The sequence below is a fragment of the Microvirga calopogonii genome (genome assembly GCF_003347665.1).
In the GTDB taxonomy this organism is placed as follows: domain Bacteria; phylum Pseudomonadota; class Alphaproteobacteria; order Rhizobiales; family Beijerinckiaceae; genus Microvirga; species Microvirga calopogonii.
Genome location: NZ_QDGA01000003.1, coordinates 68,408 through 94,304, shown reverse-complemented (window position 1 = coordinate 94,304; position 25,897 = coordinate 68,408). Strand labels below are relative to the sequence as shown.

General features: G+C 64.2%; 25 protein-coding genes. 11 read left to right on the top strand and 14 right to left on the bottom strand.

What is annotated here, in order from left to right:
• The first annotated feature begins 109 nt into the window (after window positions 1–109).
• Entirely contained in the window at window positions 110–259 is a 150-nt protein-coding gene (locus tag DDF70_RS36395) for a hypothetical protein (RefSeq protein WP_009491032.1), read from the top strand.
• Between the two features lie 41 nt (window positions 260–300).
• Here the strand turns inward: DDF70_RS36395 and DDF70_RS04790 are convergent, their stop codons facing one another.
• The gene (locus DDF70_RS04790) at window positions 301–732 is read right to left on the bottom strand and encodes an MAPEG family protein (protein ID WP_114943726.1); all 432 of its coding nucleotides are present in this window, start codon (window positions 730–732) and stop codon (window positions 301–303) included.
• Between the two features lie 21 nt (window positions 733–753).
• The gene (gene guaB, locus DDF70_RS04785) at window positions 754–2,247 is read right to left on the bottom strand and encodes an IMP dehydrogenase (protein ID WP_114943725.1); all 1,494 of its coding nucleotides are present in this window, start codon (window positions 2,245–2,247) and stop codon (window positions 754–756) included.
• Window positions 2,248–2,421: 174 nt separating this feature from the next.
• Between guaB and DDF70_RS04780 the strand changes: the two genes are divergently transcribed.
• Together DDF70_RS04780 and DDF70_RS04775 are read left to right on the top strand one after the other, a co-directional pair.
• Window positions 2,422–3,858 (top strand): DHA2 family efflux MFS transporter permease subunit, encoded by a 1,437-nt coding sequence (locus tag DDF70_RS04780; RefSeq protein ID WP_114943724.1) that lies wholly within the window; start codon window positions 2,422–2,424, stop codon window positions 3,856–3,858.
• 63 nt (window positions 3,859–3,921) lie between these two features.
• Window positions 3,922–4,779, top strand: a complete 858-nt coding sequence (locus tag DDF70_RS04775) for a dienelactone hydrolase family protein (protein ID WP_114943723.1) — start codon at window positions 3,922–3,924, stop codon at window positions 4,777–4,779.
• 68 nt (window positions 4,780–4,847) lie between these two features.
• Here DDF70_RS04775 and DDF70_RS04770 read toward each other — a convergent pair whose 3' ends face one another.
• The 6 genes from DDF70_RS04770 to efp all read right to left on the bottom strand — a co-directional run bounded on the left by DDF70_RS04770 (window position 4,848) and on the right by efp (window position 10,299).
• Complete coding sequence (locus DDF70_RS04770) at window positions 4,848–5,339, bottom strand: hypothetical protein (RefSeq protein ID WP_114943722.1); 492 nt, start codon at window positions 5,337–5,339, stop codon at window positions 4,848–4,850.
• Window positions 5,340–5,478: 139 nt separating this feature from the next.
• A complete protein-coding gene (locus DDF70_RS04765) occupies window positions 5,479–6,414 on the bottom strand; it encodes a Gfo/Idh/MocA family protein (protein WP_114943721.1) in 936 nt (311 codons plus the stop codon).
• Window positions 6,415–6,454: 40 nt separating this feature from the next.
• Complete coding sequence (locus tag DDF70_RS04760) at window positions 6,455–7,153, bottom strand: RlmE family RNA methyltransferase (RefSeq protein WP_114943720.1); 699 nt, start codon at window positions 7,151–7,153, stop codon at window positions 6,455–6,457.
• Window positions 7,150–8,181, bottom strand: a complete 1,032-nt coding sequence (locus DDF70_RS04755) for a Ppx/GppA phosphatase family protein (RefSeq protein ID WP_342633901.1) — start codon at window positions 8,179–8,181, stop codon at window positions 7,150–7,152. Before DDF70_RS04755 ends, DDF70_RS04760 begins: the two co-directional genes overlap by 4 nt.
• Before the next feature lie 199 nt (window positions 8,182–8,380).
• Window positions 8,381–9,565 carry an aminotransferase gene (locus DDF70_RS04750; protein ID WP_114943718.1) on the bottom strand — a complete coding sequence of 395 codons (1,185 nt, stop codon included), beginning with the start codon at window positions 9,563–9,565 and terminating at the stop codon, window positions 8,381–8,383.
• 167 nt (window positions 9,566–9,732) lie between these two features.
• Complete coding sequence (gene efp, locus DDF70_RS04745; protein WP_114943717.1) at window positions 9,733–10,299, bottom strand: elongation factor P; 567 nt, start codon at window positions 10,297–10,299, stop codon at window positions 9,733–9,735.
• A gap of 141 nt (window positions 10,300–10,440) precedes the next feature.
• Here efp and epmA point away from each other — a divergent pair, with 141 nt between their 5' ends.
• From epmA to DDF70_RS04730, 3 genes are all read left to right on the top strand, one after another.
• A complete protein-coding gene (gene epmA, locus DDF70_RS04740) occupies window positions 10,441–11,505 on the top strand; it encodes an EF-P lysine aminoacylase EpmA (RefSeq protein ID WP_114943716.1) in 1,065 nt (354 codons plus the stop codon).
• Window positions 11,502–12,551 (top strand): lysine-2,3-aminomutase-like protein, encoded by a 1,050-nt coding sequence (locus tag DDF70_RS04735; protein ID WP_114943715.1) that lies wholly within the window; start codon window positions 11,502–11,504, stop codon window positions 12,549–12,551. The genes epmA and DDF70_RS04735 overlap by 4 nt, the downstream gene beginning before the upstream one ends.
• Window positions 12,552–12,640: 89 nt before the next feature.
• Window positions 12,641–13,009 carry a hypothetical protein gene (locus tag DDF70_RS04730; protein ID WP_114943714.1) on the top strand — a complete coding sequence of 123 codons (369 nt, stop codon included), beginning with the start codon at window positions 12,641–12,643 and terminating at the stop codon, window positions 13,007–13,009.
• Window positions 13,010–13,013: 4 nt separating this feature from the next.
• On the opposite strand, the gene arfB is transcribed toward DDF70_RS04730, so the two are convergent.
• A complete protein-coding gene (arfB, locus tag DDF70_RS04725; RefSeq protein WP_114943713.1) occupies window positions 13,014–13,436 on the bottom strand; it encodes an alternative ribosome rescue aminoacyl-tRNA hydrolase ArfB in 423 nt (140 codons plus the stop codon).
• 288 nt (window positions 13,437–13,724) lie between these two features.
• Here arfB and DDF70_RS04720 point away from each other — a divergent pair, with 288 nt between their 5' ends.
• On the top strand, window positions 13,725–13,967 hold the full coding sequence (locus DDF70_RS04720) for a hypothetical protein (protein WP_162820218.1): 243 nt from the start codon (window positions 13,725–13,727) through the stop codon (window positions 13,965–13,967).
• Here the strand turns inward: DDF70_RS04720 and dprA are convergent.
• From dprA to DDF70_RS04700, 4 genes are read right to left on the bottom strand one after another with little or no spacing between them, the layout of a single operon-like run.
• Window positions 13,964–15,151, bottom strand: a complete 1,188-nt coding sequence (gene dprA, locus DDF70_RS04715) for a DNA-processing protein DprA (RefSeq protein ID WP_114943711.1) — start codon at window positions 15,149–15,151, stop codon at window positions 13,964–13,966. The genes DDF70_RS04720 and dprA overlap by 4 nt on opposite strands.
• A gap of 3 nt (window positions 15,152–15,154) precedes the next feature.
• The gene (plsY, locus tag DDF70_RS04710) at window positions 15,155–15,757 is read right to left on the bottom strand and encodes a glycerol-3-phosphate 1-O-acyltransferase PlsY (protein WP_114943710.1); all 603 of its coding nucleotides are present in this window, start codon (window positions 15,755–15,757) and stop codon (window positions 15,155–15,157) included.
• Window positions 15,758–15,767: 10 nt separating this feature from the next.
• On the bottom strand, window positions 15,768–17,060 hold the full coding sequence (locus DDF70_RS04705) for a dihydroorotase (protein ID WP_114943709.1): 1,293 nt from the start codon (window positions 17,058–17,060) through the stop codon (window positions 15,768–15,770).
• A gap of 8 nt (window positions 17,061–17,068) precedes the next feature.
• Window positions 17,069–18,016, bottom strand: a complete 948-nt coding sequence (locus DDF70_RS04700) for an aspartate carbamoyltransferase catalytic subunit (protein WP_114943708.1) — start codon at window positions 18,014–18,016, stop codon at window positions 17,069–17,071.
• 279 nt (window positions 18,017–18,295) lie between these two features.
• Here DDF70_RS04700 and DDF70_RS04695 point away from each other — a divergent pair, with 279 nt between their 5' ends.
• The 3 genes from DDF70_RS04695 (at window position 18,296) to DDF70_RS04685 (ending at window position 23,270) form a co-directional block, all read left to right on the top strand.
• Window positions 18,296–19,933, top strand: coding sequence for an isovaleryl-CoA dehydrogenase (locus tag DDF70_RS04695; protein WP_114943707.1), 1,638 nt, complete (start codon window positions 18,296–18,298; stop codon window positions 19,931–19,933).
• Window positions 19,934–20,070: 137 nt separating this feature from the next.
• Window positions 20,071–22,767 carry a type I DNA topoisomerase gene (topA, locus tag DDF70_RS04690; RefSeq protein ID WP_114943706.1) on the top strand — a complete coding sequence of 899 codons (2,697 nt, stop codon included), beginning with the start codon at window positions 20,071–20,073 and terminating at the stop codon, window positions 22,765–22,767.
• Between the two features lie 56 nt (window positions 22,768–22,823).
• Complete coding sequence (locus tag DDF70_RS04685) at window positions 22,824–23,270, top strand: MgtC/SapB family protein (protein ID WP_245435367.1); 447 nt, start codon at window positions 22,824–22,826, stop codon at window positions 23,268–23,270.
• On the opposite strand, the gene DDF70_RS04680 is transcribed toward DDF70_RS04685, so the two are convergent.
• A complete protein-coding gene (locus DDF70_RS04680) occupies window positions 23,267–23,455 on the bottom strand; it encodes a hypothetical protein (RefSeq protein ID WP_205772397.1) in 189 nt (62 codons plus the stop codon). The genes DDF70_RS04685 and DDF70_RS04680 overlap by 4 nt on opposite strands.
• 247 nt (window positions 23,456–23,702) lie before the next feature.
• On the opposite strand from DDF70_RS04680, the gene parE reads away from it, so the two are divergent.
• Window positions 23,703–25,763, top strand: a complete 2,061-nt coding sequence (parE, locus tag DDF70_RS04675) for a DNA topoisomerase IV subunit B (protein WP_114943703.1) — start codon at window positions 23,703–23,705, stop codon at window positions 25,761–25,763.
• Window positions 25,764–25,897: the final 134 nt, after the last annotated feature.

Here is a 25,897-nt window from a genome sequence, read left to right as displayed (position 1 = left end):
TTAAGCTTGGCCGTATAAACGACACATTGTTTCCTATTTTCTGTCCCCATCGATAGTGGATTGAGAGGGTACGTGCATTCCGCACGATTCCTCTTTGGAGCCACTCTCTATGTTGACCCGACTGACCCGCGGCCTCGTTGCCGTCGGCCTTACCCTGACCATCGCTGCCTGCGCCACCGCCCCGGCTGCCGATCTCACCCCGCCTCCCGTCAAGCAGATGGATGCGAAGACGCAGCTCGAGAGCGGCCGCAAGTACTAATGCGATGCGCGGGATGGGTTCAACGCCCATCCCGCCCCTTCCTAAACACCAGTCTCGGCCGCCAGCACCCGGATGCCGAAGATGACCCACATGGCAGCCAGGATCAGCACACCGACGACGAAGGCCTGGAAGCGCAAAGGCACCCGGTTCGAGGTCGTGTGGATGGCCGCATGGACGAGGCGGCTTGCCACGAACATCCAGGACATCACCACGAACAGCATATCGGCCTTGCGGGTGATCAGCGCCAGCACCACCAGCACATAGAACAGGACCGGCAGCTCGAACTGGTTATGGTACGAGTTCTGGACCTGCAGGATGCGCGTCGGCCAGTTGCGCTCGCCCAAGGCGATGTCCTTCACCTTCACCTCGCCCGCTCGAAGGCTGCCGAACCGCGAACTGCCCATCCAGAGCAGCAGCAGGATGGTCAGCGCGACCTGAACGTAGACGGGAAGGAGAATGGCCGTGATGCTCATGGGCAAGAACTCGACTGAAGCTTAGCTACGAGTCGGGTAGTTAGGGCTCTCCCGGGTGATCGTCACGTCGTGGACGTGGCTTTCACGCAGGCCCGCGCTGGTGATGCGGATGAACTTGGCCTTCTCCTGGAACTCCGGCAGGGTCGCGGCGCCCACATAGCCCATGGAGGCGCGAAGGCCGCCGGTGAGCTGGTGCAGCACGGCCGAAACCGGTCCCTTGTAGGCTACCTGCCCCTCGATGCCTTCCGGCACGAGCTTCAGAGTATCGCGCACTTCCGCCTGGAAGTAGCGGTCCGCCGAACCGCGGGCCATGGCGCCGACCGAACCCATCCCACGATAGGACTTGTAGGAGCGTCCCTGGTAGAGGAACACCTCACCGGGGGTCTCGTCCGTACCGGCCAGCAGCGAGCCCACCATGGCGCAGGAGGCCCCGGCCGCGAGGGCCTTGGCGAGATCGCCCGAGAACTTGATGCCGCCATCGGCGATCACCGGAACGTCGGCCTGCGAGGCGGCCTCGACGGCTTCCATGATGGCCGTGAGCTGGGGCACGCCGACACCCGCCACGATCCGGGTGGTGCAGATCGAGCCGGGGCCGATGCCCACCTTGATCGCATCCGCCCCGGCATCGATGAGCGCCTGGGCGCCTTCCCGGGTCGCCACGTTGCCGGCCACGATCTGGACGGCGTTGGAGAGCTTCTTCACGCGGGTGACGCTTTCCAGAACCTTCACGGAGTGGCCGTGGGCCGTATCGACCACCACCACGTCGCAGCCAGCATCGATGAGGCGCTCGGCGCGCTCGAAGCCCTGCTCGCCCGTCGTCGTGGCGGCGGCGACCAGGAGGCGACCCTGCGCGTCCTTGGCGGCGTTGGGATAGGCGACCTGCTTCTCGATGTCCTTCACGGTGATCAGGCCGATGCAGCGGTAATGATCGTCGACGACCAGGAGCTTCTCGATGCGGAACTGGTGCAGGAGGCGGCGGGCCTCGTCCTGGCTCACGCCCTCGCGAACCGTGATCAGGCGGTCCTTGGTCATCAGCTCGGAGACCTTCTGGCCAGGATTGTTGGCGAAGCGGACGTCGCGGTTGGTCAGGATGCCGACGAGCTTGCCCTTCGTGCCGCCGGGGCCGCGCTCCACCACCGGAATGCCCGAAATGCCATGGTGCTTCATCATCGCGAGGGCTTCGGCCAGGGTCTCGTCGGGATGGATGGTGATCGGGTTCATCACCATGCCCGACTCGTAGCGCTTCACGAGGCGGACCTGCTCAGCCTGGGCTTCCGGCTCGAGATTGCGGTGGATCACGCCGAGGCCGCCGTTCTGGGCCATGGCGATGGCCATGCGGGCTTCCGTCACCGTATCCATGGCGGAGGCGATGATCGGCATGTTGAGGCGGATGGTCCGGGTCAGCCGGGTCGCCACGTCGACGTCGCCGGGCAGGACTTCGGAGCGGCCGGGCCGGAGGAGCACGTCATCGAAGGTCAGTCCTTCGATGAACTTATCGGCAAATACAGAGGCCATAACCAACTCCTTCAGAGGTGCGGATTTAAGAGAATAACGCTTTGGCGAGTTGGCACGGGTCCGTAGCACGGGCTTGTCAATTAGCAAAGGGTCGAGTGCCGCTTCTCCAGAAGACCTGCCTTGCGCCTTTTTGCCCTTTGCAAGGGAAGTGACGAGCGCTAAGTCCCACGAGTCATGCGTCAATCCCGCCTTCTCCCGCTGATTATCGCCACAGCCCTGTTCATGGAGAACACGGATTCGACGGTCATCTCGACATCCCTGCCGATGATCGCGCAAAGCCTGGGGACAGACCCGATCGCGCTCAAGCTAGCGCTGACATCCTACCTGGTGAGCCTTGCCATCTTCATCCCGATCTCCGGCTGGATGGCGGACAAGTACGGGGCGCGCACGATCTTCACCATTGCCATCGGGGTGTTTATGGCGGGCTCCCTCGCCTGCGCGGCCGCCAATTCCCTTGAATGGTTCGTGATCTCTCGGTTCGTCCAAGGCGCCGGCGGGGCCATGATGGTGCCCGTGGGACGCCTCGTGCTGCTGCGGAGCGTCCCCCGCAGCGAAGTGGTGCAGGCTCTTGCGACCCTGACGATCCCGGCTCTGGTCGGGCCGATCATCGGACCGCCGCTCGGCGGCTTCATCACCACCTATTTCCACTGGCGCTGGATCTTCTTCATCAACATCCCCATCGGCATCCTCGGCATCGTGCTGGCGACGATGTTCGTGCCGAACATCAAGGAAGAGGACACGCCGCCGCTGGATTTCATCGGCTTCCTGCTCTCCGGTTTCGGCTTCGCCCTGCTCATGCTCGGCTTCGCCTCTGGCGGACGGCACCTGATACCGGAGGAGATCTCGCTCGGCTGCGTGGTAATCGGCGCCATCTGCCTCGTCCTCTATGTGTTCCACGCGCGGCGCACGCCCTACCCGGTTTTGCGTCTCAGCCTGCTCAAGATCCCGACCTTCCGCATCAGCGTGGTGGGCGGTTTCCTCTTCCGCGTCGGCATCGGGGCGATCCCATTCCTCCTGCCCCTCATGCTGCAGGTGGGCTTCGGCTTGAGCCCCCTGGCGTCGGGCTCGCTCACCTTCATCGCGGCGGTGGGAGCATTGTTCATGAAGACGATGGCCAAGCGCATCCTGGAGCGGACCGGATTTCGTAAACTCCTGATCGTCAACGCCTTCATCGGAGCTGCTTTCGTGGCCGCCAACGGCTTCTTCACGCCCGAGACGCCACACTGGTTGATGATGGTCATCCTGCTCGTCGGCGGCTGCTTCCGGTCGCTTCAGTTCACGAGCCTGAACGCTATCGGCTATGCGGAGATCTCGAACCGGGAAATGAGCTATGCCACAAGCCTGTCGAGCGCCCTGCAGCAGGTTTCCCTCAGCGTCGGCGTGGCCTTCGGAGCCTTCGTGCTGGAAGCGGTGGCCGGCCTCGACGGCAATCCAACCATCACGGCCTCCGATTTCGGCCCGGCCTTCTGGGCAGTTGCCACCGTATCGGCCTTGGCCGGCTTCGTCTTCATCGGCCTGTCGCCGACGGCGGGCGCCGAAATGTCCGGACACAAGATTGTGAAGGACAAACCGGCCTCTACGGGGCTTGGGGACGGTATTTCGGGCCGTTAGGCTGCGCTACCTTCGTGCCGGGAACAAACGCATCGGGCAAACCCGGTGCCTGGGAGGGCGCCCGTGGACCAACGCATCATCGACCTTTACGACGACTTCACTCATGGCGGCATGAGCCGCCGCAGCTTTCTGGACAGGCTTGCCGCCCTGGCCGGCAGCACCGCTGCCGCGACGACTGTGTTGTCGGTCCTGCAGAGCAATTACGCCAAGGCACAGACCGTTCAGGAAAACGACCCGAGAATCACCGCCGAGACGGTCGACATTCCCGGCATCCAGGGCCTGAAGGGCTATCTCGTGAAGCCGAAGGACGCTGCAGGCAAGCTGCCGACCGTGATCGTCATCCATGAGAATCGGGGCCTTAACCCACATATCAAAGACGTGACCCGGCGCGTGGCGACCCAGGGCTTCATCGCACTCGGGCTCGATTACCTCTCCCCCATGGGCGGCACGCCCGCCGACGAGGACAAGGGCCGCGAGATGATCGGCCAGCTCAAGACACAGGACGTGACCGCCTACGGCAAGGCAGCGGTGGCCTACCTGAAAGGGCTCCCGGACGGGAACGGCAAGGTCGGTGCCATCGGCTTCTGCTGGGGCGGCGGCGCGGTGAACACCCTTGCCGTCAACGAGCCAAATCTGAACGCGGGCGTGGCCTATTACGGCGGCCAGCCCAAAGCGGAGGACGTGCCGAAGATCAATGCCGCGATGATGCTGCACTATGGCGGGCTAGACGAGCGCATCAATGCCGGCATTCCGGCCTACGAGACAGCCCTGAAGCAGGCCGGCAAGACCTACGAGATCTACGTCTACGAGGGAGCCAACCACGCATTCAACAACGACACCGGCGCCGCTCGCTACAACAAGGAAGCGGCGGATTTGGCCTGGAGCCGCACGGTGGCGTTCCTCAAGAAGTATCTGGCTTAACAGCGCGATACCGTCATTCCGGGCCTAAGCCAGAGGCGACCCGGAATGACGGTGGTTGAGCGCCCTCGTCAACCTTTGAGGCGGGCGTTGCACTGCGAATAGTAGCCGCCGCCCTTCTCGATCCATTTCAGGCCGCCATTGCCGTTTCCGCCTCCTGCCTCGTTCGCCTTGTACTGGTCGAGGCAGGTGTGCATGCGCGCCTTTCCTGCCGACCCAGTCGAATACTTCGACGAGACGGCGGTCGGGAATACCACGTTGCCGCGCGTCATCGGGGCTGCTGACCGCGCGGCGGATGAGCTGGTCGGTGTCTGGGGAGCGACGGCTCCCGTGGTCGCCGGAGCCGACGGACCGGTCGCGGCTGGAGCCGCCGATGCGGTCGAACCGCATTGCGCCTTACGGAAGTCGTTCCAGGACGTCGAGCCGAGCGTTCCCGCCGTCTGGGCGGCCTTATACTTGGCGCTGCACTCCTTCATCGTCAGGGCAGAGGCAGGCGTCGGAAGAGCCAGGATCAGTCCTACTGTCCCGGCCAAGATGGCAGACACGATGAGATGCCGTTGCATGATCAACCTCCCGAATAATCGGGCTGGCCAGTCGGGCAACGCTCCTTGCATGAGCACTTGGCCACACTTCCTGTCGTGGCTCGACAGGCGAGCCCTTAAACCATGCCGGAACGACCGGATATGTTCCTTTCAAGGCTCCTCAATCCTCGAACGCGTCCACCTGCACCCTTTTTCCGACCATGAAGGCATCGCCCACGAGGCGGAACGGGGCGTCGTCCACCTCCGACTGGCGAGTGTTCAGCAGCTCGTCGAAACGGCGATAGATCCCCTGGTACTCCGCAGGCTCTTCCTGCACGACCTGTCGGCCGCCGATCTCCAGGCAGCTGCCGCCGTGACTGAGCTTGAGGCTCAAACCGGCTTCCGTCTCCACCTCGATGTCCCAGGTCTGCGGGCCGGTCTGGCGCCAGTCGAACACCGCCTCAAGATCGCCCTGGCCGTGGCTCATGGAAAACGTGAGGTGGGCGGCGATCGGGGCATCGCGGTTGGCGGGGAACTCCAGGTTCGAGGTCTTGATGAAGACCGGCTCGGGCATGATGCGGGTGACGATGGAGAGCGCGTTGATCCCAGGATCGAACACGCCGAACCCGCCGGCCTGCCAGATCCATTGCTGGCCCGGATGCCAGTGCCGAACGTCTTCCTTCCAGGTCACCAGAAGGCGCTTGATCGTCCAGCCGGCCAGCGCCTTCTTCGCCTCCTCGACGGCCTTGTTGTACTGGGCGTGCCATGTGGTGAAGACGACCCTGCCCACCTTCGCGGCGAGTTCCTTGAGATCCTCGAGCTCGCTCAAGGTCGCGGCGGGCGGCTTTTCCAGAAGCACGCTCTTTCCCGCCAGGAGCGCGTCCCTGGCAATCTGGTGGCGCACCTGGGGCGGCGTACAGATGGATACGGCCTCCACCTCGGGGATCTTCAGGAGGTCCCGATAGTCCTGGAAACTGTACTTGGCCTCATCCGGCTTCAATCCGCGCTGGCTCGCAACCGCCAGAAGCTCGAAATCCGGATTGGCCTTGATGACCGGCAGATGCTGGTCCTGTGCGATCTTGCCGAGGCCGATGATGCCGATCTGATGCGGTGCCATGGTCGTTTCCTTATGCTCAAAGGCCTTGGGCAAGAAGCCGTCAGGCGGCCGGCGTATCGTCCGCCCGCCCCCGGAAACCGGTGGCCAGGACATAGAGTTCCGCCGAATCGGCCCGGCTCGCGGCCGGCTTGACGTGGCGCACGACGGCGAAGTCGCGCTTGAGATCGGCAAGCAGCTGGTTCTCGGTGCCGCCCTGGAACACCTTGGCCACGAAGACGCCACCGGGAGCAAGAACCTCTCGGGCGAAATAGATCGCCGCCTCCGCAAGGCCGATGATGCGCAGGTGGTCGGTTTTCTTATGACCCGTCGTGTTGGCGGCCATGTCGGACATGACCACATCGGCCGGGCCGCCGAGCATCTCGATCAGCCGGGCCGGCGCACTGTCGTCCAGGAAGTCGAGCTGGATGAACTCGACTCCGGCCATCGGATCGATGGGCAAAAGGTCGATGCCCACAATCTTTCCTTTCGGCCCCACCTTCTTGGCGGCGATCTGCGACCAACCTCCGGGCGCCGCGCCGAGATCGATGATGCGCTGGCCGGGCTTCAGGATCTTATACTTATCGTCGATTTCGATCAGCTTGAAGGCCGCGCGCGAGCGATAGCCCTCGCGCTTCGCGCGGGCCACGTAAGGGTCGTTGAGCTGACGCTCCAACCATTTCTGCGACGAGAGGGACCGCTTGTTGGCGGTTTTCACACGCTGCTTGAGATTGCGGACTCCGGAACCTGTCTTGGCGCTCACCGCTGGCCCCCTCGCCACACCGAATCCTCTCGCATCATCTTCATCAAAATTCCTTCGCGCAGTCCGCGATCCGCGATGCGCAGGCGCTCCGAGGGAAAAGCCCGCCGGATCGCTTCCAAAATGGCGCAGCCCGCGAGAACCAGATCGGCACGATCCTTGCCGATACAGGGATTCTCGGCCCGCTGCGTGAAGTCCGAATGCAGCAGACGCTGCATCACTGTCGAGATCTCGCCATGACGCATCCACATTCCGTCGACCCGGCGCCGGTCATAGCGCGCAAGTCCCAAGTGAATGCCGCCGACCGTGGTGACGGTTCCCGAGGTACCGAGCAGATGGAAGTTGCGCGCCCGCCCTGCCGAAGCCGCGACGAGAGCGAAATCGAGCAGAAGCTCGGACACCTCCTCAACCATTCCCTCGAAGGTTTTGGGCGTGACGTCGATTCCGCCGTGGCGCTCCGCCAGCGTGACCACCCCTACAGGCAAAGAATCCCATGCGCGGATCCGTTTGCAGGGATCGGCGAAGGCGTGTGGCGCCTGACCGTCGAGCCAGGCAATCTCCGTCGAACCGCCGCCGATGTCGAACACGATGACGGAATGGGCCTTGGGATCGACCAGGGATGCGCAGCCGGTGACGGCGAGATAAGCCTCCGTCTTGCGGTCGACAACCTCAAGCTCCAGGTCCAGTTCGTCGCGCACGCGCTCAATGAAGGACGGGCCGTTTTCTGCCAGCCGGCAGGCTTCCGTCGCTACGAGGCGCGCCCGCGTCACATCCTTGGCGGCCATCTTCTCGCGGCAGACGCGCAGCGCATCGAGGGTCCGCGAAATCGCGTCTTCGCTCAGGCGGTTGCCGCGGCCAAGGCCTTCGCCGAGCCGCACGATGCGCGAGAACGCATCGACGACGCGAAAGCCGAAATGCGCAGGCTCAGCAATGAGAAGGCGGCAGTTATTCGTGCCGAGATCGAGCGCTGCGTAGCTCCTTGAGGACCGCCGCCTATAATCCGTCCGCACTGGCGAAGGACGTTCCGCCACCAAGGCAGCACCGTTTGCGGAACCGTCCAACGGCTCCGCATGTCGGTCTCCTGGCTCTGCTGCGACGTCCACTTTGACGGTCAAAACGAATCCCCGAACATCCCTCTCGGATGCCTTGCTTGACCAAGAGAGTAACCATCGCCCCGCCATCCTGCCAAGGGCGGGACCCGCAGATTGTCGCTTACTCTCTTGGGGAGGGTCAGACCCGAAGGCCCCGGAACCGCTCCGTCAGCCCTCGAAGGACATCGGCTCCCACATTGGCGATGGCGACCCGCAGATGTCGCTCCTGTCCAGGTCCGAAGTAGCTTCCGGGCAGACACAGAACCCCCCGTTCCGTGGCAAGCTTCTCGGCCACCTGCTGCGCTTTGGCGTCTGGGAACGGATGGCGCAGATAGGCGAAATAGGCACCGACGGACTCGATCTTCCATTCGGGCAGAGGCGCGAGAGCATCCTGAAAAACCTGTGCACGCCGGTTGATCTCTGCGCGGTTGTCCTCGCGCCAGTCACGCAGGGCATCGATGGCCCACGGCAGCGCCGCCTGGGCGGTCCGCGGGGCACAGATCTGGATGCAGTCGAGAATCTTGGCGAGTTGCTCGACGAGTTTGACGTCGGCCGTGATCGCCCCGGTGCGGTGCCCCGGGATCGCGTAGGATTTCGAGAAGGAATAGAGCTGGATTACCGTGTCCCGCCATTCCTCGGTCGAGAACAACCCGTGAGAGCGGTTCATACCCTGAGGCAGGAAATCCCGGTAAGTCTCGTCAATCACGAGATAAATGCCGCGCCTCCGGCAGAGCTGCGCGAAGGCTTCGATGACATGGGCGGGATATACGGCCCCGGTCGGGTTATTGGGCGTGACGAGGACGATGGCCCTGAGCTTTTCGTCGATCAGGGGCTCCACATCATCCGTGAGAGGCACGAAACCATTCTCAGGCCGGCAGGGCAGCGGGCGCGCCTCGATGCCCAGCATGTCGAGGGTCATCTGGTGATTGAAATACCAGGGGGTCGGCAGCAGCACCGCTTCGCCGCGATGGGCGAGCAGCATCATGGCAGCGAAAAAGGCCATGTTGCAGCCGGCCGTGATCGCCGTGTCCTCGGGCGCAATCCGGCCCTCATAAAGGTGCGAGAGATCGGCTGCATAGGCCTGCCGAAGATCCGCATCGCCGTTGATGGGCCCGTATTGCGAGCCTGCCGCGGACCCCGCGACGGCGGCCATCCGCTCCAGCAGCCCCGCATGGGGCGCGTTGCCCGGAACGGCCTGGGAGAGGTTGATCAGCGGCCCGAAGGAGCCATCATAGCGCCTGATCCAGCTCTGCGCCTCGGGGATCGGAGGGCTTCCCACATCCGCAACGAGAGGGTTGATGGGGTTTACGGGACCGGACACCATGAAACCGTTCGACTCCAAAATTTAAGGGCAGGACGTCCGGTGAGACTCCACCGAAACCGCCTGCCCTTCAAGACCTTGTTCTTTCTTGCAGCCACCACCCTCTCCTTCGAGAGGGTCGCTCCGCGACCTCCTCAGGATGAGGGCTGCGTGGCGCTCCGCCGGAACACTTAGTCCTTCGCGCGCTCCACGTAGGAGCCGTCTTCCGTCATGATCACGACGCGGGTGCCGGCAGTGATGTGCGGCGGCACGAGGGTGCGCACGCCGTTCGACAGCATGGCGGGCTTATAGGACGAGGAGGCCGTCTGCCCCTTCACGACCGGCTCGGTGTCGGTAATCTCGAGGGTCACGCGAGCCGGCAGCTCGATGGCAATCGCGACGCCGTTATGGGTCGAGAGCATCACGGCCATGCCTTCCTGGAGATAGGCCTTCTGGTCGCCGATGATGTCCTCCGGCACGACCACCTGGTCGTAGGTCTCCGGATTCATGAAGTGGAAGCCCTCGCCGTCCTGATACAGGAAGGTATGCTCGCGGTCTTCGACGAAGGCGCGCTCGACCTGCTCGGTGGTACGGTAGCGCTCGGAGACCTTCACGCCGTCGGAGATGCGGCGCATGTCGAGCTGGGTGACCGGCGTACCTTTGCCGGGGTGGATGTTCTGGGCGGTGAGAACCACATAAAGCTTGCCATCCATATCGACGACGTTGCCTTTGCGGAGCGTAGAGGCGATGACCTTCACGGGAGGCTTTCCTTGTGACAGATAAGGGCGCGTCGTGAGGGTCGGGTCGTCCAGCCCTCAGTGGCACCGAAAACGGTTTCGGTGCCGCAAGTAGCCTATCTTCGCACAAATCGCCAGTCCGACCTTAATGAGCCCTTTGGAATGGATAAGCCCGCACCTGCCCCCTCTCCCTGGTGGACACCTCACGTCCATGCGGATCGGCGCCCGTTCCTGATCGGCCGGAACCGGATCCAGGCAGCCCTGCGCGGGTTCTTCGGTGCCCGCGACTTCGTGGAGGTGGATACGGCCACGCTCCAGGCCTCGCCGGGAAACGAGGCGCATCTCCATGCTTTCACGACGGAGGCCATCGGCCATGACGGGGCGCGGACGCCCCTCTACCTGCACACCTCCCCGGAATTCGCCTGTAAGAAGCTGCTGGCTGCCGGAGAGAGCCGGATCGCCTGCTTCGCCCATGTGTACCGAAACCGAGAGCGCGGTCCCCTGCACCACCCGGAATTCACCATGCTCGAATGGTATCGGGCGGGTGAGAGCTATGAGACGCTCATGCGAGACTGCCGCGAAATTCTGGGCCTCGCGGCCGAGACCGCAGGCACCCGCACCCTCACCTATCGCGGCCGTGAAACCGATCCTTTTATGGAGCCGGAACGTCTGAGCGTCGCCGAGGCTTTCCAGCGGTTTGCCGGCATTGACCTTCTCGCCTCCATAGACCGGAGCGGCGCGACCGACCGGGGGCTCCTTGCCGCCCAGATGAAGGCGGCGGGTATGCGGGTGGCGGAGGACGATACCTGGGCGGACCTGTTCAGCCGCGCCATCGTGGAGCGGGTCGAGCCCCATCTCGGCCTCGGACGCGCCACGATCCTGGACGAATACCCGGTCGCAGAAGCGGCCCTTGCACGTCCGACAGCCCGGGACCCGCGCGTGGCCGAGCGGTTCGAGCTTTACGCCTGCGGGGTAGAGCTCGCAAACGCCTTCGGCGAGTTGACGGATGCCGCCGAGCAGCGGCGCCGGTTCGAGGCCGAGATGGCGGAGAAGATGCGGATCTACGGAGAAAGCTATCCTGTGGACGAGGACTTCCTGGCAGCCCTGTCGCAGATGCCCGAAGCGAGCGGCATCGCGCTCGGCTTTGACCGGTTGGCGATGCTCGCCACCGGGGCTTCGCGCATCGATCAGGTCATCTGGGCACCCGTACCGGAGACGAGCCGTTGAACGCGATCCGTCCCATCCGCACCCCTGACGAACTGGTCGATAGCGGTCTTGTCGCGCCCGCAGACCTGGCCGGAATCGAGGCGGTGGCGGAGCGCTACGCCGTAGCGATCAGCCCTGCCATGGCCGCACTCATCGACCGGAGCGACCCGGACGATCCGATTGCACGCCAGTTCGTGCCCGATCCGGCGGAGTTGAACGTCACGGCTGAGGAACGCGCGGACCCCATCGGCGACCTCGCGCACAGCCCGGTCGAAGGCATCGTGCATCGCTATCCCGACCGCGTGCTGCTCAAGGCCGTGCATGTGTGCCCGGTCTATTGCCGCTTCTGCTTCCGCCGCGAGATGGTGGGCCCGCAGGGGCTTGGCACTCTTTCCCCTGAGGCCATGGACCGGGCCTTCGCCTATATGGCCGACCATTCGGAAATCTGGGAGGTGATCCTCACCGGCGGAGATCCGCTGGTTCTTTCGCCCCGACGCCTCTCTGAGATCATGGAGCGGCTTTCCGCCATCGATCACGTCAAGATCGTGCGCTTCCATACCCGCGTTCCCGTGGTCGAGCCGGAGCGAATTGACGGAGCTCTGATCGCGGCGCTGAAGGCGAGCGGCAAGACAGCCTATGTAGCCCTCCATGCCAATCACCCACGCGAGCTGACGCTTGCCGCTCGCGCGGCCTGCGCCCGGCTCGTGGATGCCGGCATCGTGATGATCAGCCAGTCGGTCCTGCTCAAAGGGATCAACGACGATGCCGATACTCTGGCGGCCCTCATGCGCGCCTTCGTGGAGACAAGGGTGAAGCCTTACTACCTCCACCATCCGGACCTCGCCCCAGGCACGAGCCATTTCCGGCTCTCCATCGAGGAAGGCCGCGCCCTCGTGGCGGGCCTGCGCGGCCGCATCTCGGGGCTTTGCCAGCCGACCTATATCCTCGATATTCCCGGCGGACACGGGAAGGCCGTCATCGGCCCTGATGCCATTCGCGAATCTGGCGGCTGCTACACGGTCTCGGACTTCAAAGGCGCTGAGCACCCCTATCCTCCGTCGGGGTGAGGCGCTGCCACCGGTTTCGCCGGCTCACCAGCCATCAAGTAAGGTAAGATCGCTTCAGGTTGTGGAACTGTACAGAGTGGAGCCTGAGAATGGGGAAGGAAGCTGCTGAATCTGTCACAACCGAAGACTTGCAACGGGTCGATGCCACCTTCCGCAACGGCTCCATCATGGCCATCGGCGTCATCGTCGGCTTCTCCCTCGGGTTCCTGAGCCGCTGGTCGGCACTACCAGGGGAATGGAGCCATTCGGACCTTGTCTCGGTGGCCCTGATCACGTTGGGTCTCGCCCTGCAGGTGAAGGCGCTGGCGGATCTTCTGCTGGTCTCCTCGCTCCTGCTCGATCGCTACAACCGCTCGGTCCGGTTCTTTCTCGCCGGCCTCATCCTCGTCGGGCTCGGGGTCGTGCTGGCCGTCTTCGCCGATCTTCTCGGCTTCGGCGGCATCGTTCTTAAGGGGTAAATCCTCAATCGAAGCCCGGCTTGCCGCTGCGACCCTTCTTGATCTCGGCCCGTCGCCCCTTCGCCTCCAGCCTGCGCTTCTTCGAGGCGAGCGTCGGCCGGGTGGGACGGCGCGTTTTCGGGCGCTCGGTCGCCTGACGGATCAGCTCCACAAGACGCTCCACCGCGTCCTCGCGGTTGCGCTCCTGTGTGCGGAAGCGTTGGGCGGTGATGATCAGAACGCCTTCATTGGTCAGCCGCTTTCCGGCGAGCCTTTCCAGTTTTTCCTTCACGTAATCGGGCAGCGAGGGAGAATTGCGTACATCGAAGCGCAGCTGAACGGCCGTCTCGACCTTGTTGACGTTCTGACCGCCCGGCCCGGAGGCACGGATAAAGCTCTCCTGAAGCTCCGACTCATCGAGCGCGATGGAATTCGTCACGTGGATCATCAATGCCTCGGAGCTTACGCGGACAACACAAGTGGAGTGGGAGATCGGAACTCCAATGCAAGCTTATTCGGCTTCTGTCGATGGCTCGCACAATTTTTGAGACACCCGATTCAGAGACAGACGCGCCCCTTCCGTTCCCTAAAACCCTGGAAGTGCTCGCCCTGCCGCCACGGTCAATCCCCACGGCGATCGTCGATTGCAACCACAGATTATATATGACCCACTTGTCTGATTTTAGGTTGTGCTGCTATCTAAATGAACTGAAACATGGAGACAGTGACAGCCTCGATGTCCAAAACCCCGCGCCATCCCCTCGATTTCCAGGCCAATAAAGAGGCGGAGACTGTCCTCCCGAACCGAGCGAACATGTCTGCTCAGGAGACGGCTCAATACATCTCAGAGTTTTCGGCCGAGTTGTCCTATCTCGCTCGTGAGACGAAACTCGACCTCCTCGCCTATCTCCTCGACATGGCGCGGCTGGAGGCCATCAGGGCTCTGCAGGCGACGGACAGGGATTCCTTGAAGGGTTAGCGCCCGACGATGAGCGACACCGCATTGCCACCATGGCGTTCGAGGCGCCCGGCCATCTCGAGCTCCAGCAGCGCCATCTGAACGTTGCGGATGGAGAGTCCCGACTGCCGGACGAGATCGTCGATAGCCACCGGCGATGGGCCGAGGAACGCGATCAGGTCGGCCTCGGCTTCACTTCTTTCCTCGTCGAAGCCCGCATCGGGCGCGACCGGCCGCACCGGTGGGCGGATGATATCGGGCAGATCCAGCTCGTCCCAAAGTTCTTCCACACCGATCACGTGTTGTGGTTCTTCGGCCCCCTGGTCGAGTTCCGGACCTGAGGCGATCAGCGGCTCAAGGACGCTGGTCACGTGCTCGATGCCAGCGCAGAGCGTGGCGCCTTCGCGGATAAGGTCATTCGTCCCCTCGGCCCGGGGATCAAGGGGCGAGCCTGGAACGGCGAAGACCTCGCGCCCCTGTTCGAGGGCAAACCGCGCCGTGATGAGAGAACCGGACCGGCGCGCCGCCTCGACCACCACAACGCCGTAGGAGAGTCCCGACACGATCCTGTTCCGGCGCGGAAAGTCGCGCCCACGTGGCTCCCAGCCCATCGGCATCTCGGAAACCACCGCACCTCCCTGCTCCACGATGGACAGGAGGAGCGACTCGTTCTGCGATGGATAGATGCGGTCGTGACCACCCGCCAGTACGGCGACCGTTCCGGTTTCCAGGCTTGCCTTGTGGGCCCTCGTGTCGATCCCGCGCGCAAGCCCCGAGACGACCACGTAACCAGCCTCACCGAGCTGGCGCGACAGGCGTTCCGCGAAAGTGAGGCCGGAGGCGGACGCATTACGCGATCCGATGATGGCGACCGAAGGGCGAGCCAGAACGGCGGCAGAGCCGCGAACTGCGATGAGAGGCGGGGCTGTATCGATGGCCTTCAGGGTCTTCGGATAGTCCGGCTCGCCCATGGCGATGAAACGAACGCCGAGACGGGCAGCGGCGATCATCTCCTTTTCGGCTTCCGCCCGACTGCAGACCTTCAGCATCAGGCGCCCGCCGCGACGGGCGAGATCCGGCAGCGCCTCCAAGGCAGCGGCCGCGCCGCCATACTGGTTCACGAGGGCGCGGAAGGTGCGCGGACCGACCTTCTCTGACCGGATGAGGCGAAGCCAATCGAGACGCTGCTCATCCGTCAGGATCATGGGTCAGCCCTTCTGGCCGATCTTGCCCTCGGTCCCGGCAAGCAGACGGCTGATGTTCTGGCTGTGCTTCCACCAGAGCAGCGCCACGAGGATGATCGACACACCGGCCATGCCGGGCTCCCCGAGAAGCCAGAGAACCACAGGTGTCGCAGCGCTCGCGATCAGGGCGGAGAGTGAGGAGTACTTGCTGGCGAAGGCCACCCCGAGCCAGATCAGGCAGAAGATCAGAGCCGCCAGCGGCTTGAGGCCGATCAGCACGCCTATGAAGGTTGCAACGCCCTTGCCGCCCTTGAACCTGAGCCAGACCGGAAAAAGATGCCCCAGGAAGGCCCCGAGCGCGGCGACCGTGGCAAATTGCGGGCCCCATTGCGCGGCGACCAGAACCGCGACGGTTCCCTTGAGGGCGTCGCCGAGCAGGGTAGCGGCCGCCAAGCCCTTCCGGCCGGTGCGGAGAACGTTCGTGGCGCCGATGTTGCCGGAGCCGATCTTGCGCACATCTCCTAAGCCAGCCATCCGGGTGAAGATCAGGCCGAACGGGATCGAACCCAGGAGGTAGCCGAAGACCAGCGCGGTGAGCAGGTGCAGGAGGTTGGCTTCGTCAGACATTCATATCTCGTTACATCGTATCGCGATGAAAAACCACCCTGCCCGCCACCATCGTCGTGGAGACCTGGCCTTCGAGGCGCGCCTCGTCGAAGGGCGAATTCTTGGACAGCGACTTGAGCTGGCGCTTGTCGAGCACGTAAGGGGCATCCGGATCGAAGACGATCAGATCGGCGGGAGCGCCTACGCTCAGGCGTCCCCCGGAAAGCCCAAGGATTTCGGCGGGTCTCGTAGACAAAGCCCGCAGGAGTCTGGGCAGGGAAATGCGGCCCGCATGGACGAGGCGCAAGGCGGCCGAAAGCAGCGTTTCGAGCCCCACCGCTCCGTCCGCTGCCTCAGCGAAGGGCAGCCGCTTGTTCTCAACATCCTGTGGATTATGGTCCGATACGATCGCGTCGATCGTGCCATCGGCCAATGCCTCGATGACCGCCTGCCGGTCGTCCTCATGGCGCAGGGGCGGCGAGAGCTTCATGAACGTCCGGTAATCGCCGATATCGTTCTCGTTGAGCGCCAGGTGATTGATCGAGACGCCGCAGGTGACCGGCAGCCCCTTTCCCTTCCCAGCCCGGACGATCTCGGCCGAATCGGCGCAGGAAATCATCGCCGCGTGATAGCGTCCGCCCGTAAGCCGCACGAGACGGACGTCCCGTTCGAGCATCACCGTCTCGGCCTCGCGCGGGATGCCCGGGAGCCCGAGCCGCGAGGAGAATTCCCCCTCGTTCATCACGCCCTGCCCCACGAGGTCGGGATCCTCCACGTGGTGGACGATCAGCGCGTCGAAGTCGCGGGCGTAGGTGAGCGCCCGTCGCATGACCTGGGCATTCGTGACGGAGCGCGCACCGTCCGTGAAGGCAATCGCGCCGGCCTCCATGAGCCGGCCGATCTCCGCCATCTCCTGCCCCTGTAAACCCTTCGTCAGAGCGGCCGCCGGGCGGATATTGACGATGGACGTGTCGCGCGCCCGGCGCACGATGAAATCGATGACGGCCGGATCGTCGAGCACCGGGTTCGTATCCGGCATGGATACGACCGTCGTGACACCACCCGCCGCGGCCGCCTCCCCGGCGCTTTTCAGAGTCTCGCGATAGGGCCCGCCCGGCTCGCCGATGAAGGCGCGCATGTCGATAAGACCGGGGGCGAGCACTTGGCCTGCGCAATCGATCACCTGCGCGTCGGTCGCTTCCGTCACCTGCGGACCGACAGCCTGGATTGCTCCGTCGCGTACCAGAAGACCGCCGCGCTCCTCACGGTCGCTGGCGGGGTCGATGAGGCGGGCGTTCTTGAAGAGGATGGGTTGGTTGCTCATGACGCGTCTCACCGGTTCGGCAGATGGCTCGCCAGAGCCTCCAGCACCGCCATGCGCACGGCGACGCCCATTTCGACCTGTTCACGGATCAGGGACTGCGCGCCGTCGGCCACGTCCGAGGAAATCTCCACGCCCCGGTTCATCGGCCCCGGATGCATCACGAGGGCATCGGGCTTGGCGAAGGCGAGCTTTTCCTGATCGAGCCCGTAGAAGCGGAAATATTCCTTCACGGAGGGCACGAAGGAGCCGTTCATGCGCTCGCGCTGCAGGCGCAGCATCATGACGATGTCCGCATCCTTCAGCCCCTCCTTCATGCTCGTGAAGGTTTCGAAACCGAGGCGCGCGATGCCAGGAGGCAGCAGCGTCGAGGGTGCGACGAGGCGCACGCGCGCACCCATGGCGGCAAGCAGGATCATGTTGGAACGCGCCACGCGGGAATGCAGGATGTCGCCGCAGATCGCCACTGTGAGACCGGCGATGCGCCCCTTGTTGCGGCGGATGGTCAGGGCATCGAGCAAGGCCTGGGTCGGATGCTCGTGGGCGCCGTCGCCCGCATTGACCACCGAGCAATCGACCTTCTGGGCGAGGAGATGCACCGCGCCGGCCGCGTGATGCCGCACGACGATAATGTCCGGCCGCATGGCGTTCAGCGTCACGGCCGTGTCGATCAGGGTCTCGCCCTTCTTCACCGAAGACGAGGCGACCTGCATGTTCATCACGTCGGCGCCGAGCCGCTTGCCGGCGATCTCGAAGGACGATTGCGTGCGGGTGGAGGCTTCGAAGAAGAGGTTGATCTGCGTCCGGCCGCGAAGGCTCGACTTGCTCTTCTCGATCTGGCGGCTCACCTCGACTTGGCTGTCGGCGAGATCGAGAAGTGCCTGAATGTCCAAGGGAGACAGCCCCTCGATGCCGAGGAGATGCCGGTGGGGAAAAATGGATCGGGGGGCGTCACTCATCTTAAAGCGATGGCTATAGGCGCTCCGGGAAACGGCGGCAAGCAACGGATTTGGCCCGGCTTCACATTTTGCCCAGGGACTGACTAGCCCCGACTATGGCACGCGCCCAAGTCATGACCGGGCCTGTCCCGGTCATCTCGATACTGAAGGGCCCGGGGCCTCATGCAATCAGGATCACGGGCACAAGGCCGGAGGTGACGTTGGTACGGAACACTAGACAGTCATCGTTTCTGCCATGACGCCCTAAAATAAGAGGAACATCTCTCCGAGGGTCACGCCATGTCGTTGAACCATGACACCCACGAGGTCTTCAACCAGACTCCCCCCTTCGGCGACGTGAATCTCATCGCCACGAACCGTCCCCTGCTCGACAGCCTGAAAGTCAACGGCGTCGATGTGGAGGCCGAACGGCTCATGGAATTCGGCGAGGCCTGGGGCACGGCGGAGCGGCTGGACATCGGCAGGCTCGCCAACGAGAACCCGCCGAAGCTGCGCACGCATGATGCAAGAGGCTATCGTATCGATGCGGTCGAGTTCCACCCGGCCTATCACGTGCTGATGCGAGCCAGCATGGAGGACGGGCTTCATGCCTCGACCTGGGACGAGCAGCGAACCGTTCACGCCCACGTGGCGCGGGCGGCTCGAATCTATACGGCGGCTGGCGTCGAGAGCGGGCACATCTGCCCCATCACCATGACCCATGCCTCGGTGGCAGCGCTTGCCACCTCCCCGACCCTGCTCGCCGAGTGGCTGCCGAGGATCCGTTCGCGGGATTACGATTCCCGCTTCATTCCCTTCTGGGAGAAGACGGCCGTTACCCTCGGCATGGGCATGACGGAGAAGCAGGGCGGCACCGATGTCCGGGCCAACTCCACCAGGGCGGCAGCCACGGCCGGGGACGAATATGTCCTCACCGGGCACAAATGGTTCATGTCGGCGCCCATGTGCGACGCCTTTCTGGTCCTGGCCCAAGCTCCCGGCGGGCTCACCTGCTTCCTCGTCCCCCGCTTCCGGCCCGACGGATCCCTCAACGGGCTTCGCCTGCAGCGGCTCAAGGACAAGCTCGGGAACCGCTCGAACGCCTCCTCGGAGGTCGAGTTCCACGAAGCTTTCGGGTGGCGAATCGGCGAGGAGGGACGCGGGGTGCGCACCATCATCGAGATGGTGCAGCTGACCCGCCTCGACTGCGCCGTGGCCTCGGCCGGTCTCGTGCGGATGGGACTGGTTCTTGCCATGCACCATGCCCGCCATCGGAGCGTCTTCCAGAGGAAGCTCATCGATCAGCCGACCATGAGGATGGTGCTGGCGGACCTCGCCCTGGAGAGCGAGGCCGTGACGGCCCTTGCCCTGCGGACCGCCCGCAGCTTCGATCTGGCGCGCACCGACGACCACGAGGCGGCCTATGCCCGGCTCGTGACCCCGGCGGCCAAGTTCGGCATCTGCAAGGCGGCCCCGCGCCTCCTCTACGAGGCCATGGAGTGCCTCGGCGGCAACGGATACGTGGAGGAGAGCGCCCTGCCTCGGCTCTACCGGGAGGCCCCGGTCAACGCGATCTGGGAGGGCTCGGGCAACGTGATCGCCCTCGATATCCTGCGCGCGGAGAACCGGGAACCGGAGGTCGCGGCCACCGTTCTGGAGCGCCTGATGGCGGATGTCGCGGACCTTCCGGGAGCCTCCGAGGCCGCCCGGGACATCGTCCTGGCTCTGCAATCCTCCGACCCCGAGTCGAAGGCGAGATTCGTGGCCGAACGGCTCTTCGTCCTTGCCGCCACAGCAGCCCTGGCCCGCTCCGCGCCGGCCCAGATCACACAGGCCTACGCCCTCACCCGCCTTGCTGCTCCGGCCCGGATGATTGGCGCCAATGACCTCGGAGAGGCGGTCGGTCCCTTGCTGGAGCGCGCCTTCACGGCCATATAGGGAACATATGGACAAGTCCGATTTGACTTGTCCGCGATCATCAACCACTTATCCCGCCCTGCGTCGGTCAGGGGCTCGCCGACGTGCCAGCCCTGGCAACGGGGCCTCCGCCTGCTCCCGCTTTTAGGAAGTCGTTCATGAAAGTCCTCGTCGTCGAGTCGCCTGCCAAGGCCAAGACGATCAACAAGTATCTCGGCAAGGATTACGAGGTCCTGGCCTCCTTCGGGCATATCCGCGATCTGCCCGCCAAGGATGGCTCGGTCGACCCGGATGCCGATTTCCGCATGATCTGGACGCTCGAGGACAGGGGCTCGAAGCGGGTCTCCGATATCGCCAAGGCGATCAAGGGAGCCGAGAAGCTCATCCTCGCCACCGACCCGGACCGCGAAGGCGAGGCGATTTCCTGGCACGTCCTGGAGGCTCTGCGTGAAAAGCGCGTCCTGAAGGACCTGCCCGTCGAGCGCGTCACCTTCAACGCGATCACCAAGGATGCCGTGCAGGCCGCCCTGCGCCAGCCGCGTGAGATCGACCAAGCGCTGGTCGACGCCTATTTGGCCCGCCGGGCGCTGGACTACCTCGTCGGCTTCACCCTTTCCCCCGTTCTCTGGCGCAAGCTTCCCGGCGCCCGCTCGGCCGGCCGCGTGCAGTCTGTGGCGCTGCGCCTCGTCTGCGACCGCGAGCTCGAGATCGAGACGTTCAAGCCGCGCGAATATTGGTCCCTGATCGCGACCCTGGCCACCAAGGAGGGCGCGGTGTTCGACGCGCGTCTCGTCGGCGCCGACGGCAAGAAGATCCAGCGCCTCGACATCGGCAACGGCAAGGACGCAGAAGCCTTCAAGAAGGACCTGGAACTCGCAACCTTCTCGGTCGCGAACATCGAGGCCAAGCCCGCCAAACGGCACCCCTACCCGCCCTTCACCACCTCGACTCTGCAGCAGGAGGCCTCGCGCAAGCTGGGCCTTGCGCCGGCACAAACCATGCGCATCGCGCAGCGGCTTTATGAAGGTGTTGATATCGGCGGCGAGACGGTCGGCCTCATTACCTATATGCGTACGGACGGCGTCGACATGGCGCCGGAAGCCGTTCAGGCCGCCCGCCGGGTGATCGGCAAGGAATACGGCGACCGCTATGTGCCGGGCGCGCCGCGCAAGTACTCGACCAAGGCCAAGAACGCGCAGGAAGCCCACGAGGCCATCCGCCCGACGGACATGAGCCGCCTGCCGAAGCAGGTTTCCAAGTACCTGGAGCCCGAGCAGGCCCGTCTCTACGACCTGATCTGGACGCGCACCATCGCGAGCCAGATGGAATCGGCCGAGCTGGAGCGCACCACGGCGGATATTCTGGCCCAGGTCGGACCGCGCAAGCTCGATCTTCGCGCCACCGGCCAGGTGATCAAGTTCGACGGCTTCCTTACGCTCTATAACGAGAGCAAGGACGACGAGGCGGATGAGGACGAAGGCCGCCTGCCCCCGATGAAAGCGGGCGATCCCCTGGAGCGCCGCCGCATCAACGCGAGCCAGCACTTCACCGAGCCGCCGCCGCGCTACTCGGAAGCCTCCCTCGTGAAGCGCATGGAAGAGCTCGGCATCGGCCGCCCCTCGACCTATGCGGCCGTGCTGCAGACCCTGCGCGACCGCGAATACGTGCGCATCGAGAAGAAACGGCTCGTGCCCGAGGACAAGGGCCGCATCGTCACGGCGTTCCTGGAGAGCTTCTTCCGCCGCTATGTGGAATACGACTTCACAGCGGACCTCGAGGAGCAGCTAGACCGGATCTCCAATTCCGAGATCGACTGGAAACAGGTGCTGCGCGACTTCTGGCGCGACTTCTCCGCCGCCATCGGCGAGACGAAGGAGCTGCGCATGACGGAGGTCCTCGATGCTCTCAACGATCTGCTCGGGCCTCACATCTTCCCGGACAGGGGCGACGGCTCCAACCCGCGTACCTGCCCGACCTGCGGCACGGGCCAGCTCTCGCTCAAGCTCGGCAAGTTCGGCTCCTTCATCGGCTGCTCGAACTACCCTGAGTGCAAGTACACCCGCCAGCTCGCCGCCAGCGGCGTCGAGGGCGAAGGCGACGGGTCCTCGGATAATGGCGGCCAGCCCGGCGTGAAGGTGCTGGGCACGGATCCGGAGACGGGCCTCGAAGTCACCCTCCGCGACGGCCGCTTCGGCCCCTTCGTGCAACTCGGCGAGGGCGAGAAGCCCAAGCGCTCGTCCCTGCCCAAGGGCATGACGCCTGCTCAGGTCGATCTGGAGAAGGCCCTGAAGCTCCTGGCTCTGCCGCGTCAGGTGGCGACCCATCCGGAATCGGGCGAGCCGATCCTGGTGAGCATAGGCCGTTACGGGCCTTATGTTCAGCACGGCAAGACCTACGCCAATCTCGGGCCCGGCGACGACGTGCTGGAGATCGGCGCCAACCGCGCCATCGATCTGATTGTCACGAAGGAAAGCGGTGGAGGCGGCGGCCGCCGTGCCGCCGATCCAGGGCGCCCCGTGGGCGATGATCCGGAATCCGGCAAGCCCATCGTGGTGAAGGCCGGCCGCTTCGGGCCTTACGTGACCGATGGCGAGACCAATGCCACTTTGCCACGCACCCTCGCGGCGGAGGCGGTGACGCTGGAGGAGGCTGTCGAGCTTCTGAAGGCTCGCCGGGCGGCCGGTCCGTCGAAGAAGGCGGGCCGTGGGCGCAAGGCGCCGGCCAAGAAGGCAGCTGCCGCCAAGGTGCCTGCTGCAAAGAAAGCCGCCACGAAGAAGGCCCCGGCCAAGAAGACGGCAGCCAAGAAACCCGCGGCGAAGAAGGCGTCGTCTAAGAAAACGGCCAAGGCCGGCTGATTCCCATGCGGGAATGGCTGTCCTGGTTATCGGTTGAGTATGCCGACCAGCTCGAAATGACGTTGCGCCTTTGCGGCGCTGCCGTCGCGGGCATGGTGGTCGGCATCAACCGGGACATCCATAACAAGCCCATCGGCATGCGAACACTCGGCCTCGTCGCCCTGGGCTCTGCCATCGTGATCCTGTCTGGTTCGGTCTACCAGGATTTGCATTTCAGTCAGGATGCCGTCAGCCGTGTCGTGCAGGGCATCCTAACAGGCCTGGGCTTTCTCGGTGCCGGGGCGATTCTCCACGGACGCGACGAAATGCGGGTTCACGGCCTGACAACAGCCGCGACCGTGTGGATCGCGGCGGGCCTCGGCGTGACCGCGGGCTTAGGCGCCTGGTTCATCACCATCGCCGGAACCCTGATCACGCTCTTTATGCTGACCTTCGGCAAACGGATCGAGGACTGGCTCGTCTCGATCTTCGGTGAGAACAAAAGCGCCGACGAGGATGATTAGAAGAGGAAGCTCAGACCCAGCACGGCCACCGCCGCCATGGAAAGCCAGACCAGGCTCGAGCCGTAAGATCGCTGAGTCGCGGGCGCGGCATCCGGCTCGTCGAAGGCAAAGGCCTCGCCGGCGTTGCGCGCGGCGCGGTCCAGGTGAAGCTTCTGTGCCGGTGTCAAAGTCGTCCGCGTCGTCACGCCCGTTTCTCCCGTTAAGCTCATGCTTAACCTTTCCAACGTGAATGCAATTTAAACAGTTCCTCATGACAGTCGGAAGACATCCTTTAGAGGGAAACCGCTGGTAACCTTTACGGCCTAGCCTGATTTTCGAATTTGTGGATTGTCACCACAGACCGCCCTTTTCGTTTCCGTTTTGTTCTCGTATAAAAACGGAATGAGAAATAGTGTAAAGAAACGCGAATCATCATCCCGGACCAAGGTCCCAATGACAGACAATGACGATCTCTTCGGGGGCGCCGGGCCTAAGCGCGCCGCACCCGCCTCAGCCCGAACCGCCGCCGTCAAGGTGTCCCGTCCGGCGCCCTCTCAGGGCACGCCGGGGGAAGCCGGCTATGACGCGTCCGCAATCGAGGTGCTGGAGGGGCTCGAGCCCGTCCGCCGCCGTCCCGGCATGTATATCGGCGGCACGGACGAGAAGGCCCTGCACCACCTCTTCGCCGAAGTGATCGACAACTCCATGGACGAGGCGGTCGCCGGACACGCGACCTTCATCGAGGTGGAACTGGAGGAAGGCGGCTGGCTCTCCGTGACCGACAACGGTCGCGGCATCCCGGTCGACCCGCACCCGAAATTCCCGAAGAAGTCCGCTCTCGAGGTCATCATGACCACGCTCCACGCGGGCGGTAAGTTCGATTCGAAGGTCTACGAGACCTCCGGCGGCCTGCACGGCGTCGGCGTGTCGGTGGTGAACGCCCTCTCGGAGATCCTCGAGGTAGAAGTGGCGCGCGGCCAGCAACTCTATCGCCAGGTCTTCTCGCGCGGCATCCCGCAGGGCAAGCTGGAAACTGTGGGACGCGTCCTCAACCGGCGCGGCACCAAGGTGCGCTTCAAGCCCGACTGGCAGATCTTCGGCAAGGACGCTCACTTCCAGCCACGCCGCCTGTTCAAGATGGCCCGCTCGAAGGCCTATCTCTTCGGCGGTGTCGAGATCCGCTGGAAATGCGCCCCGTCCCTGATCGAGGGAACCGACAACGTTCCGGCCGAGGCGACCTTCAAGTTCCCCAACGGCCTGAAGGACTACCTGCTCCACGACATCGAAGGTAAGGAGCTGGTCACGGACCAGCTCTTCTCCGGCAAGATCACCAAGCCCGGCAGCCACGGCTCCCTGGAATGGGCGGTCGCCTGGATGACCAACGAGGACGGATTCTCCGTCTCGTACTGCAATACCGTGCCGACCCCCGAGGGCGGCACTCACGAAAACGGCCTGCGCATCGCGCTCCTGCGTGCCCTGCGCGAGCATGCCGAGCGCGTCGGCCAGTCGAAGCGCATGGCGGCCGTGACCACCGACGATGTCATGGCGACCTGCGCGTCCATGCTCTCGGTCTTCATCCGCGAGCCGGAGTTCCAGGGCCAGACCAAGGACAAGCTGGCGACGGTGGAAGCCGGCCGCATCGTCGAGAACGCGATTCGCGACACGTTCGATCACTGGCTCGCGGCGGCGCCGCAGCAGGCCAACAAGCTCCTCGACTGGGTCATCGACCGGGCGGAAGAGCGCCTGCGCCGCCGCCAGGAGAAGGAGGTCGCCCGCAAGACCGCGACCCGCAAGCTGCGCCTGCCCGGCAAGCTGGCGGATTGCTCGAATGCCGGCGCCAAGGGCTCTGAACTCTTCATCGTCGAGGGCGACTCGGCCGGCGGCTCCGCCAAGCAGGCCCGCGACCGCGCCACCCAGGCGGTTCTGCCCCTGCGCGGCAAGATCCTGAACGTAGCTTCCGCAGGTCGGGAGAAGCTGCATCAGAACCAGCAGCTCTCCGATCTCGTGCAGGCGCTGGGCTGCGGCACGGGCTCCCACTACAAGGATTCCGACCTGCGTTACGAGAAGGTCATCATCATGACCGACGCGGACGTGGACGGCGCGCACATTGCCTCGCTGCTGATCACCTTCTTCTACCGGCAGATGCCCCGCCTTATCGATGGTGGGCACCTGTACCTCGCGGTGCCGCCCCTCTACCGGCTGACGCAAGGGTCTAAATCGGCCTATGCCCGCGACGATGCCGACCGGGAAAAGCTGATGAAGACCGTATTCAAGGGCAGTGGCAAGGTCGAAATCGGCCGCTTCAAAGGCCTTGGCGAGATGCTCCCGGCCCAGCTGAAGGAAACCACCATGGACCCGAAGAAGCGCCTGCTCCTGAAGGTCGTGGTGGAGGCTGATGACAAGCCGGAAGCGAGCGACGCCGTGGAGCGCCTGATGGGCAACAAGCCCGAGGCTCGCTTCGCCTTCATCCAGGAACGCGCGGCCTTCGCGGATGAGGCGGATCTGGATATCTGATGAGGGCAAACCTAGTTCGAACGTCATCACCGGCCTTGTGCCGGTGATCTCAATACTGATCGGTACATCGGTCGTTACGTTAGGTCACAGGAGGCTCTCCAAAACTTTCTCGAAAATTTTTCAAAATAGTTTGG